This window comes from Haloarcula sp. CBA1115 (assembly GCF_000827835.1).
Classification (GTDB): Archaea; Halobacteriota; Halobacteria; order Halobacteriales; family Haloarculaceae; genus Haloarcula; species Haloarcula hispanica.
Genome location: NZ_CP010529.1, coordinates 2,073,829 through 2,085,489, shown reverse-complemented (window position 1 = coordinate 2,085,489; position 11,661 = coordinate 2,073,829). Strand labels below are relative to the sequence as shown.

Sequence of the window (11,661 nt, the reverse complement as noted above, 5' to 3'; positions counted from 1 at the left end):
CCATACTTCGTCCCAGTCGACAGTTATGTGGCCATGATTATCGCGGACAGGTCGCTATCCGCTGATTAGCTGGGCCCTAACTAAATCTATAGGGGACGACTGACCGTTCGTGCAGCGACAGACACGACGAGACGTGTTGCTCGCCCTCTCGGGGACAGCCGTAGCGCTGGCGGGCTGTTCGACCGGCCTCTCCTCAGGGGACTCGGACGCGAGGGCCGCGTCACACGAGACGGAGCCGACACCGACGGAACAGGTCGCCGAGTCAACAGTGGAAAGCGGGCCCGCAATGTTCGTCCATCTCGATACACTGGATGCAATACAGTCCCGTGTCGAGAACGGAGACAGCCCGTGGACAGGGGCCCACGAAGCCTTCATGGACGATGTCCGCGACGCGATGGCAGCGGATCCCGAGAGCGTCACGGACAACGGCGACGGCCACGAGTTCAAAACGAAAGGCCCCGAGGACCCCGGAGCGCGCAAGGACTACGTTGCCGCCATCAGGACAGGGGACAGAATACGGGATCTTGGCCTCGCCTACCAGTACACCGGTGCGGATCAATACGCCGAGAAAGCCGTCGAACTGCTGGACCACTGGTTCCTGAGCTCGGAGACCTATATGGCCCCTGTGAAAACGAACAGCATCGAGCAGTTCATTACGCTCCCGAAAATGTGGTGGGGCGCGGAACTCGTTCGCGGCCACGAGGCGTGGACCGACGACGGCGTCGGCACGGAGGCCGACCTGCAGGAGTGGGTCCGAACGTTCCTAGACGATGTCGGTCATAACATTCCGACCGAGATGGGGCAACAGAACATCTTCAACTGGCAGGAGATGACCCACGCCGCCGGGTCAGTGTATCTCCGGGATTGGGATCGCTTCCGTGATGCCATCCAACGGAACCGCGAGACCGGCTTCAACCAACTCCGCGAGGACGGCCTGCTGGAAAACGAGATTATTCGTGCGTCGAGTCTGGCGTACTCGCTGTACGCGGCGAAGGCACTGGTCACCGCCGCGGAACTCAGCCGACTCTACGCCGACAAACTCAGCGGCCCCACACTGTACGAGTACCAGAAGTTCGACGGTGACAGGGGTGCCATCGAACGTATTCTTGACGCCCACGCACCGTACGTGGCTGACCCGGAGGCCTGGGAAGCGATGGGCGAGGGAGCCCCTGATCGGTTCGTCAACAACGACGGCTTCCCCGCCAGAAAGCAGGAGGCTGCGTCCTCGCTGTACGAGGTGGCCTACTCGTACTACGAGAAAGACACCTATCTGGAAACGCTCAAACAGAGCGGCCAGCCGGTGAAGAACGTCCCGACGTACGTCTCGGCCCAGCAGGCGGCAATCGATAACCCCGACCGACCGCATCGCGACGAGCGCATCCTCGGCTGGACGACGTTCACGCACGGTGAGCGGTTCCGGCTTGACCTGTAGCGAGTCAATCGGACACCAGTCACGGAAACGCAACCACACCACCACGCTTTGGATGCCAGCAGCCACAGTGCAGGTATGGATGTTGTCGTAACCGGCGGCCGTGGGAGTTCCGGGCGCTGGATCGTCGACCGCCTCGCCGGACCGCATGACGTGACAGTGCTCGACCGCCGCCTCCCCGACGATGGGGGGCATCCGGCCGTCGGGTACCGAGCGCTTGACCTGACGGACGCCGGGGGCGTGTTCGACGCGCTCACCGCCATCGACCCGGATGCAGTGGTCCACTGGGCGGCGATTCCGGTCGCCGGGAACCACCCGGGGGTAGACCTGTTCCGGAACAACACGCTGGCGGCACACAACGTGCTCTCGGCGGCCGGCCGCGTCGGCGCTGACGTGGTGCAGGGCTCCTCGGATGGCGCGTACGGCTTCTTTTTCGCCGAAGAGACACCGGTTCCTGACGAACTCCCGATTACGGAACAGCACGCGCTTAGGCCGGAGGACGACTACGGGCTCTCGAAGGTCGTCACCGAGGAAATCGGGAAGACAATCGCCCGCCGGGACGGCATCGCTGTGGCGTCGATTCGCCCCTCCTGGATACAGATTCCCGGAGAGTACCCCTGTCGGGACGAGGGGTACGTCAACGACCTCGCGGCCGGCGCAGGCAACTACTGGTCCTACGTGGACGTGCGAGACGTGGTCGACCTCGTTGAGGCCGCGCTCGCGGGCGAGGTTTCGGGCCACGAGGCGTTCAACTGCGTCGGCCCCGACAACGCGCTGGGCCGGCCGCTGGTCGAACTCATGCGCGAGCAGTACGGTACTGTCCCGGACGATTGCACGGTCGAAGGAGACGCTGCGGCGTATTCGACGGCCAAGGCCACGGAACTGCTGGGCTGGGAGCCGACCCGTTCCTGGCGCGAGGCGGCCGACGAGAACGTGGCCGTGCCGACAGTCTGACCGGCAGCGGCCGAGACAACTGCGCCGTCAGTCGCGGGCGTGCAAGTCGCGCAGGCGGACGCCGTCGGGAACACGGTCGAGCGCCGTCGCCGGCCAGTCGTCGTGGACCAGCGTGAAGGACACGTCGGGATGGAGTTCGACCAGCCGCCGAACACCGTCTGCTGCGGCCTCGTAGGCCGCCCGGTCGGTCCGGTCAGGGACCTCCGCGGTCAGGGGGTATGTGTCGGCGAGTTCGCGCGGATACGGGCCAAACGGGGGACGGACGCCCCAGGTCTCGTCGTACTGTGCGCTGGAACTGCCTTCGGTCAGCAGCACCTCGTCGCCCTCGACTGGGAGGCGCTCCAGTCGGTTCTGATGGCGGCGGACCTCGGGCCGGCGAGCGCTTTCGTTCGAGGTGTAGAAGAAAGCGTCCTTCGAAACGGGGTCAGTCCGTTCGAGTTGCTCAGCGTGGTCCAGCAGCGCGCGGTAGCCGTCGAGCATGGCCGGGTGGCCGCGGGCGCGACTGTCGACCAGTTCCATGAGATTGCCCGAGCGGATCGCCTGCTTGACCGTCCGGATTTCGCCGTAGGTGACATGCAGGTTGTGTCTGGCGAGCAGCTCCTCGCGCTGGTCGGCGTCCATCGCGTCGAGTTCTGCCGGCGTGTGGTCGGTACAGACTGGGCAGTGACACGGGAAGTATGTCAGTTCGGACAGCAGTTCTGTCCCCTGAACCGTGAGATAGCGGTCGTCGCGAGCGTACAGCGCATACGCCGCCGAGTCGAACAGGTCACAGCCCAGCGCCGCTGCCATCGCAAACATCATCGGGTGGCCCGCACCGAACAGGTGGACCGGGCCGACCTCCCCCAGCCCGCGCTTGCAGGCCGCGACGACGTCGGCGAGATCGGCATAGCGGTATTCGTTCATCAACGGGACGACGGCCCCCAGCGGAAACACGTCCAGTCCGGTAGAGACGGCGTCTGCGGCGGCCCGCTCTCGTAGGTCCGGGTACGTCGCACCCTGAACCGGTGCGCTGACGAGCATCTCGCCGGTGTCGACGGTGGCAGCGTGTTCGAGCCGCTTCTGGGTCGTGTTGAGTTCCTCGGTCGCCCGCTCGCGGTCCACGTCCGGCGGCGTCGGGATATCTACCGGCGTCCCGATGTCAGAGCCGATTTCGTGCTGGAACTCCAGAATCTCCTCGGTAGTCACGTCGATGTCGCCGTATTCGGCGAGCTGGAAGGACCCCGAGTCAGTCATGATAGCCCCATCGAACCCAAGCAAGTCGTGGAGGCCCTGCTCCAGCACCGGCTCACGGAGATCGTCAGAGCCATGCAGGATGTAGCTGTTCGTGATGAGGATCTCCGCGCCGAACTCCGATGCCAGCGTCGCCGGCGCGACCGTCTGGACGTGTGGGTTGACCACTGGAAGGATAGTCGGCGTCTCGACGGTGACGCCGGCCCGTGGCACCGTTAGCTCGCCCAGCCGGCCCGCGGCGTCGTACTGGCGGACCTCGAAATTCGTCATTACACGTCGTCGTCGGTCAGCGCGCCTAAGGGTTGTGTTCCCCCGTGAGCGCAACCGTTCGAAATCGGGGGCAGCAGTGGACAGAGCGACGCGCCGGCCGGCACAGCGCCGCTATTCGTCGGGTCGGTCCGCCCCGCCGGGAACCAGTTTCCGTTCGGGTCGGTGGACGGTCCCGGAGTCCTCGTCGGCGACGTACGCCTGTGACGTCCGGAACATATCGACCACCTCGTCACGGGACCCGTACGCGTCCTCGACAAGCCGTTCGAGCAACTCCGCCCGCGAAACCGGCCGGCCGGTCCGACGGCGGACGGCCGCGCGCAGTTTATCCAGCCGGCGTTCCGTCTGTTCACCGAGTGCAATCGAGGCCATATGTCAGACGTTACCACTCCGCAGGTTTTCAAACTGTCGTCAGTTCAGCGCTCGAACAGGGCATAGTACATGATACCGACGGCAGACCGACTGTCACGGAGCGTCCCGTCGCGCACCGACTGGACTAGCGAGTCGAAATCAGCAGTGTCGACCCGGATCGATTCGTTGTGGTCGAGGTCCTGGTCGGCCGTGGCCGCACACCCGCGTGCGACGTAGTAGTGGAATACGTAATCGGTGTTGCCGTTGGCCGGTTCGCCCGTGTAGAGATGGTCGAGCGTGTCGGCCTCGTAGCCCGTCTCCTCGTGGAGTTCGCGGGCGGCGGCGACGGTCGGGTCGTCGTCTCCGTCCTCCATCGTCCCGGCCGGCAGGCCGCGGTTGACCCGTCGAACCGGCTGTCGCCACTCCTCAATGACGACCACGTCGCCGTCGGCGGTAAACGGGAGCACGATGACGCTCTCGCCGTGTTGCACGTAGTCGAACTCCTCCTCGGTTCCGTCGGGCAGGCGCACGTCCTCGCGGACGACATCGAATCCCGGACAGGCGTAGGCGGTTTCGGCACCGAGCGTTTCCCAGGTGAGTTCCTCGTCCATATCGGCAGTGTGGCCCCCACTGGCAAAACCGGCACGGGTCCACGAATATACAGGCACCAGACGGATACGACGTGGTGTGCTATGTGTAGTTGGAATGAGAATATCGACGTTCGGCCTCCTGCTCGGTGTCGTGTTGTTCGTCCTCCCGGTCCCCGGAACGTTCATCGCCGGGGGACTGGTGCTCGTCGCCGGCGCGCTAGCCCGCTGGGGCGGGCTCTGAGCGCAGGGGAAGAACTTACAGTTTGTCGGCGGCCTGCGCCTGCTCGGTCCGCCGCTCGGCCTGGTCGAGCCGCCGCCGGGCTGCATTCGACAGCGGGTCCGAAAGGTCGTCGTTGGCGTCCTCGATTCTGGTCGCGACGCGCTGGAGTCGGTCGGCGACGGCCTGGAGTTGTTTGTCAGCGTTCCCGCGGTCACCGGCCTCGGCGCGTTCCGTCGCCCGCTTGGCGGCCTCGACGACAGCGGCGAGTGACCGTTCGAGGCCCTGGATAGCGTTCTCGGAGCCACCGCTGCCGCTGTTTCCGTTCTCTGTCCCGTCATCGTCGTCCACCTGGTCGGCGACCGCCTGCCGCGTCTCCTCGGCAATATCGGCGAGGAACGACGCCAGCGACGCCTTTCCAGTTCGGGGTTCGTCGATTGTTGCGGCAGTCTCGGCTTCGGGGTCCGGGTTGACGCGGAACGCACCGATCTCGTCGTCGCTATCCCGGACTTCCGTCGTGTACGCGCCGCCGCCGTGGACGTAGACGGCATCGGGCTCCGAGAGCGGGGCGTCGTACAGCCGGCCCGCGAAGTCGTCCTCGACGGCCAAGTCGGTGAGGTCGCTGTCGGCTCCCGACGGATCGACTTCGAGGCGGGTCGCGTTCTCGCGGGCGACCAGGGGGAGTTCTCCATCGACTCCGGCTCGCGTCGGCCCGTCAGCCGACTCCGAGTCGTGGACCGACACCGTCTCGCTGTGTGGTGCGACGCCGGCCCCGTTGACGGTGAACCGGTGGTCGCCTTCGGGCACGTCCTGGACCACGGCCAGCCCCGCGAACGTCGGGACGGCCTCGGGGTCGCTCTCTAGCAGGGCGACGGACTCGACGGCAGTGTCCTCGGTCGTCAGTCCCTCGTCTTCCGGTGCGTCGTCGTTCGAGACGGCTTCCGAGAGGCTGGCAACGACGGTCCGTATCTCCGCCGGTGCCCCGATGGCGTCGTATCGTTCAGCCAGCGCCGCCCGGTGGTTGGGCTCGGAGATGTCCGCGGCGGGGTTCTCGTATCGCGGCTGGTTCCAGGGTGCGCCCGTCGTCGTGATGTGGCCCGAGACGACGTCCTCGGCGAACTGGGGGACGGCGAACTCGAAGCTCAACTGCGGGCCGGTGAAATCGGCGATGTGCTCCAGTTCGCTGCTCGGCACGAGATCGTACTCGATGTCCGGGTCGGCCTCGCCGCGGTCAGTGTGCTGGAAGACGAGCCCCGTCTCCCGCGTCGGCAGGTCCGTCGGTGGTTGGGTGAGACTGTCGAACGAACGGATCGTGAGCGACTCCGAAATGAGGTCCTCGCGGCTGACCGACGGGAGCCGCTCGTGTTCGTACAGCGGCGCGCCCTCGTACTCCGGAACGAGGTAGGGGAGCCGGGACCCCTCGTCGCGCGGGAGCCCGTAAGCGACGGGGATCTCCGCGAGGTCTTCGATGGTTTCGACGGCGCTGTTCGTGATGTCCGCGAACCGGTCACCCTCCGGCAGCCGGGTGAACCGGTCGCGAGCGTCGTTGACCGACAGCGCGCTAGAGTGTGACCCCAGTTCCGAGAGGATGCGTGGGACCATCTCCGGGTCGGGGTCGAGGAACTCGTTGTTGGGTACCTTCCGGGAGTGCGAGCTGGCGACGTACAGTTGCGGGTCGCCCGTCCCCGTGTCGACGAACACATGCAGGACCTCCCAGTCGTGCCAGTGGAAGTTCGTCGTGAACTGGTCGAACGCCGAGTAGAACCAGAACTGGACGACAGCCAGTGGCGAGCGCTCGTACTCGACAACGTTGTAGAACGCCGTCGGGTCCGGCGGCTCCCCGTCAGTCATCCGCTCGTGATACCCGTTGAACGCGTCGAACCCGTCGACGACGGTTTCCCCGTCCTGTTCGCTGGTGTACGGACGCGGGTCCGTCGGGAACCACGGCTCCGCCTGATCGAAGTACAGCGTCGGCGCGAACCGGCGCGCGAGTTCTTCGGCCCGTTCGCCCTCGACTGTCGAGGCCGCGTCGTCGCTCCCGCCTTCGAACGCCGAACAGCCGGCGACGGACGCGAGGCCGGCTCCGGCGACCGTCTGCAGAACCGCACGGCGGGACAGCGCGCCCCGGTCAGTCATCGATACCTCGTCGCGTCGATGCGTCGTCCGACAGCGCAACCGGCCGCTGTCTCCGAGCCCAATAATCCATACACTATTCAGCGAACCGCGGAGCAAAACCCTTCTGGCAGTCACCCAGTGTGCCCCGTCAGTACTGCTCGAACCCGTCCGTATCGAGGTAGTTGTGCGCGACCGTGATCGAGTGGTCAGCGTGGAGGGCCTTCGGCCCGAGCGAGACGCGCTCGTCCGCGCGGTCGGCCAGCAGCGTCGCTTCCTCGTCCCGGAAGTCGTGATGGTCCGAGAGGACGAACACCGGGTCCGACGGCGGTGCAACGTCGACGATGGGGTCGCCGTCCTCGTGCAACTGGACGACGGTTCCACGGCGAGCCGCGTCGTCGAGCGTCCCCTCGAACCCCCGTCGCGTGAGCGACACGCCCGGCGAGGTTTCGACTGGGATGTGGCCGATAGCTTCCTCACGCTCTTCCAGCGCCTTGCGGATCAGCGCCGCCGTGGACCGCTCGTCCGGGTTCAGCCGCCGGAGGTCACTCCCCGCAAACGTGACGGTGTATTCGTCCGCCAGAACCAGGTGGACCCGCACGTCCTCACGGATGGCGTGGCTCAGGAAGAACGCGCTGGTGACACACCGACAGAGCACGTCGAGCCGGCCGGCCGCGCCGGCCAGGTCGTCGAGAGAGAACTCCGGCGTCGTCGGGGCGTCGTGGCCGATGATGACGAACTGGCGCATACTGAGTCGTCACTCCACGGCGATTTACGTCCGTCGACTGCTGTCAGTACCGATACGAAAGACGCTACAAACGCCGTCTGAGCGTCCAGAAAGGGTTTACCGGGTGCGACGAATCGCGGACTATGCGCAGACGTGCCCTCCTCGCGTCGGTCCCGGGTGTGCTGGCCGGACTCGCCGGCTGTTCGTTCGGCACCCTCGGCTCAGACGAGACCGCAGACGTAACGCCCGCACCACGCCCGACACAGTCACCAACCGACGCGAACGACAGCGGGACAGAGACGCCGACAGATAGCGGAGACCCGCCCCGACCCGAGAATCCGACGACCGTCATCGAACTGGAAACCGGGCCGCGAACCTACGCCCTCAGTTCGCCAGGGCTCCACACCGTCGACAGGGCGCGAGTCGGGCTCTGGTTCGACCAGACGGCGACCGACGACCATCCGGCCACGCTTCGGGGCTGGCTCCAGAACAGCAACGAGTTCGAGAACACGTTCAGGGTCAAGTGGATTCCAGGAGTCGGACAGACACACAGCCGCCAACCCAGCGGCTACGACCACGAAGCGCGCCTCCATCTCGCACCCACGGACAACAACGACCTCGCCGACGAAGTGCCCTCACTCGGCCGAACAGACGAGGGATACTGGCGCGTCGACGACGTCGGCCCGTGGATGCCAGAGACGTACCGGCTAAATCCCGGTGAACGGGTCAAGCTGGAGTACGCCCTCGTCGGCGAACCGGGCCAGTCCGGGCGGCCGACCGGCACCTACGAGTTCCGCGGTCAGGCCGGGTCCCTCTCGGTCTCCGTCTGGGACACGCGAAGTCCCGGTCCGGAAACCGATTCCCGGTTCGCCGGCCGCTCGCTTCCGGCGCTTCCCGGCGACGGCGACGTCCAGTGGTTCCACGACGCCGACAGGACGACCCCAGCCTTTGTTCGGCCCAGTACCGAACGCGCGGAACTAGATACGCAAGTCGGCTTCGAGATGGTCAACAACAGCCACGAGCGACTGCAATGCGGCCACTGGGACCTCTACAAGCTCGTCGACGGCGAGTGGTTTCACGTCGCACCAGCAGCCCACACCGCCGACTGTCGGCTCCTAAAACCGGGCAGTCAGGAGCAGTGGGGCCTCCGGGCGTTTAACGGACCAGCTGTCGGTTGTGGTACCGGCGACTGCCATTGTGATGGTCTCACACAGGGCTATCTCGGCGGCGGCGAGTACGCCATCGTTGCTGGCTACGGCCACGCGACGAACGAGAGTGCTGCTCTGGTTGCGCTAGTCGGTGACCGTGCTGCAGTGACCCCGACTGACGGCGTGCCGACGGCGCGCGACGGCGATACCGTTAGGGTGACGACCGACCGCCACGGCGACGGCGAACGGCCGGCCGACGCGACGTTCACGCTGACTCGCACTGACAACGCGAGCGAGCGGGTCATTGCCGAACAGGTGATGGCACACGGTCGGTTCGCTATGTCCGACGGCGGGCTTCGCAACGCCATCCCGTTCCTGACCGACGATGTGAGCCGCGTCGTCGTCGAAACCGACGAGCATGCTGTGGACGGCGTACTCGGGTACGATACAAGTCGTCGGCGGTTCCGGTTCCGCGGGCAGGCGTACGAAGTCACCCGGGGCCAGAGCGGTGGGTGACAGTCGATGCGGAGAGACGGTTCTGTTGCTCCTCAGTAGGAAGTCGAAAAATGGGGCCGGCGCGAATGTCGAACACGGGAAGACGGTCGCTCATTTCGTTCGCGCTGCGACTTCCCTGCTCGAATTCTCGGAGCCATTTCCTCACAACGGACACTCGTCGCTGTCGCTCCTCGTGATTGCGTTGCGATAGAAATGGGCCGGCGCGAATTCGAATCGCGGTTACGGCCACCCGAAGGCCGAAGGATACCAGGCTACCCCACCGGCCCGTGCGATAGCAATCGGATAGAAGACAGGGGCAGTTTTAACGGTTGCGAAACAGCGAGAAGCGGAGCGGTTTCACCGGCGGCCCGCAAGCGGGAGGTATGGACCGCCACGACGAACGCATTCCGACGGAGACGTTCGCCACCTGTCTCGACAACATGCCCCAGCCCTGTGTCGACCTCGTCGTCGAGTACGAGGACGGAATCGTACTCACACGACGTCAGAACGAGCCAGCCAAAGGCGAGTGGTTCTGGCCGGGGAGTCGCCTCTGCAAGGGGGAGCGACTGGACGACGCGGCGGCGCGCATCGCCCGAGAGGAGCTTGGCCTCACATCGGTTGCGACGGAACAGCTCGGTGTCAGCGAACACTTCTGGGACGTTTCTTCAGTTGATGGCGTCGACTCCCGGCACACGGTACCAATTGTGTATCGAGCCGTCCCCGACAACGGGGCCGAAATAGCACTCGACGACCAGCACGACTCGTATCGCATCGTCACAGAGGTTCCGGCAGACGCGAACCAGTACGTCACGGAATACTTCGAGCAGTTCGATATCACCCAGTAGCGGGTGAACAGTGCTGTTTTGAGGACGAATACGTGTTTCATGAGTAGTCAGGCTGTACGAGACTAGCAGGCAACTGAACAGAAGATTGATTACGCGTCGCAGTTACTCACTAACTGAGTAACTATGACCATCCTCATCACTGGCGGCGACGGCTACGTCGGGTGGCCGGCCGCACTGCGAATCGCGGACCGAACGGACGACCGAGTGCTGCTTGTCGACAACTTCGCCCGAAGAGAGTGGGTCGAGGACGTCGGCGCGACGAGCGCGACACCGGTCGCCAGTATCGACGAACGCCTCGACGCGGCTCGCGAGGTCCACGGGCTGACGAACCTCTCCTTCGTCGAGGGCGACCTCGCCGAGAAGTCCTTCGTCGACGAACTGCTGACGGTCCACGAACCCGAGGTCGTCGTCCACACCGCCGCCCAGCCCTCCGCGCCGTACTCCCAGATCAACGGCGAGCGGGCGAACTACACCCAGCACAACAACCTCCAGGCGACGCGGAACCTCCTGTGGGGGCTCGAGGAACACGACCTCACTGACACCCACTTCGTCGAGACGACGACGACGGGCGTCTACGGCGCGCCGGAGTTCCCGATTCCGGAGGGCGGTGCGGCGATGGAGAACCAGAGCGAGCGCGACGACGTGCCGTTCCCCAACATGGGCGGGAGCTGGTACCACGCGACGAAGGGCTTCGACGCACAGAACATGCGCCTGGCCCACACGCAGTTCGACATCCCGATTTCGGACGTTCGCACGGCCATCGTCTACGGGACAGAGACCGAGGAGACCCGCGAGGACGACCGGCTCAAGACCCGCTTCGACTTCGATTACTACTTCGGCACGGTCACGCACCGCTTCTGTGCGCAGGCCGTCGCGGGCTACCCCGTCACCGTCTACGGCAAGGGCGAACAGCGCAAGCCGTTCATCTCGCTAGAGGACGCCGTCGAAGGGCTGGCTGAAGTGGCGCTGACCGACCCTGACGAACGTCCTGACGGACTGACGGTGTACAATCAGGTCACGCGCGCCATCAGCATCGTCGAAATCGCCGAGACGATTGCCGACGTGGGCGGCGAGTACGACCTCGACGTCGACGTCGAGCACTTCGAGAACCCCCGCGACGAGGACGAGACCCACAAGATGGAGATCGAGAACGACCGCTACGACGACCTCATCGGCGGCCAGTCCCAGTCCTTCGAGGACGGCGTCGGCGACATCTTCGAGACGCTGACGCGGTACGCCGACACCATCGAAGCCCACGAGGACCGGTTCCTGCCGGGCGTCCTGAGCGAGGACTGA

General features: G+C 65.4%; 11 protein-coding genes and 1 tRNA gene. 6 read left to right on the top strand and 6 right to left on the bottom strand.

All coding sequences use genetic code 11. The features are described from left to right. Positions 1–286 precede the first annotated feature (286 nt). Both SG26_RS10385 and SG26_RS10380 read left to right on the top strand, forming a co-directional pair. A complete protein-coding gene (locus SG26_RS10385; protein WP_174878662.1) occupies positions 287–1,432 on the top strand; it encodes an alginate lyase family protein in 1,146 nt (381 codons plus the stop codon). 75 nt (positions 1,433–1,507) lie between these two features. Next, positions 1,508–2,383, top strand: a complete 876-nt coding sequence (locus SG26_RS10380) for an NAD(P)-dependent oxidoreductase (RefSeq protein WP_014039482.1) — start codon at positions 1,508–1,510, stop codon at positions 2,381–2,383. Positions 2,384–2,410: 27 nt separating this feature from the next. Here SG26_RS10380 and tgtA read toward each other — a convergent pair whose 3' ends face one another. The 3 genes from tgtA to SG26_RS10365 form a co-directional block, all read right to left on the bottom strand. After that, positions 2,411–3,883: a tRNA guanosine(15) transglycosylase TgtA gene (gene tgtA / locus SG26_RS10375; protein WP_014039481.1), complete on the bottom strand. Its 1,473-nt coding sequence runs from the start codon at positions 3,881–3,883 to the stop codon at positions 2,411–2,413. 111 nt (positions 3,884–3,994) lie between these two features. Then, positions 3,995–4,252, bottom strand: coding sequence for a hypothetical protein (locus SG26_RS10370; RefSeq protein WP_050037533.1), 258 nt, complete (start codon positions 4,250–4,252; stop codon positions 3,995–3,997). Between the two features lie 44 nt (positions 4,253–4,296). After that, a complete protein-coding gene (locus tag SG26_RS10365; protein WP_050037532.1) occupies positions 4,297–4,842 on the bottom strand; it encodes an NUDIX hydrolase in 546 nt (181 codons plus the stop codon). A 94-nt stretch (positions 4,843–4,936) separates the two neighbouring features. On the opposite strand from SG26_RS10365, the gene SG26_RS21955 reads away from it, so the two are divergent. Further along, positions 4,937–5,062 (top strand): hypothetical protein, encoded by a 126-nt coding sequence (locus SG26_RS21955; protein ID WP_255355512.1) that lies wholly within the window; start codon positions 4,937–4,939, stop codon positions 5,060–5,062. Between the two features lie 15 nt (positions 5,063–5,077). On the opposite strand, the gene SG26_RS10360 is transcribed toward SG26_RS21955, so the two are convergent. Together SG26_RS10360 and trmY are read right to left on the bottom strand one after the other, a co-directional pair. Next, entirely contained in the window at positions 5,078–7,174 is a 2,097-nt protein-coding gene (locus SG26_RS10360) for a hypothetical protein (RefSeq protein WP_050037531.1), read from the bottom strand. A gap of 127 nt (positions 7,175–7,301) precedes the next feature. Beyond that, positions 7,302–7,898 carry a tRNA (pseudouridine(54)-N(1))-methyltransferase TrmY gene (gene trmY, locus SG26_RS10355; protein WP_050037530.1) on the bottom strand — a complete coding sequence of 199 codons (597 nt, stop codon included), beginning with the start codon at positions 7,896–7,898 and terminating at the stop codon, positions 7,302–7,304. A gap of 122 nt (positions 7,899–8,020) precedes the next feature. Between trmY and SG26_RS10350 the strand changes: the two genes are divergently transcribed. Continuing rightward, a complete protein-coding gene (locus SG26_RS10350; protein ID WP_050037529.1) occupies positions 8,021–9,541 on the top strand; it encodes a hypothetical protein in 1,521 nt (506 codons plus the stop codon). A 193-nt stretch (positions 9,542–9,734) separates the two neighbouring features. On the opposite strand, the gene SG26_RS10345 is transcribed toward SG26_RS10350, so the two are convergent. Beyond that, a tRNA-Pro gene (locus SG26_RS10345) sits at positions 9,735–9,807 on the bottom strand. A gap of 96 nt (positions 9,808–9,903) precedes the next feature. Between SG26_RS10345 and SG26_RS10340 the strand changes: the two genes are divergently transcribed. Together SG26_RS10340 and SG26_RS10335 are read left to right on the top strand one after the other, a co-directional pair. Further along, positions 9,904–10,365: a GDP-mannose mannosyl hydrolase gene (locus SG26_RS10340; protein ID WP_014039475.1), complete on the top strand. Its 462-nt coding sequence runs from the start codon at positions 9,904–9,906 to the stop codon at positions 10,363–10,365. A gap of 123 nt (positions 10,366–10,488) precedes the next feature. Next, positions 10,489–11,661, top strand: a complete 1,173-nt coding sequence (locus tag SG26_RS10335; protein WP_050037528.1) for an NAD-dependent epimerase/dehydratase family protein — start codon at positions 10,489–10,491, stop codon at positions 11,659–11,661.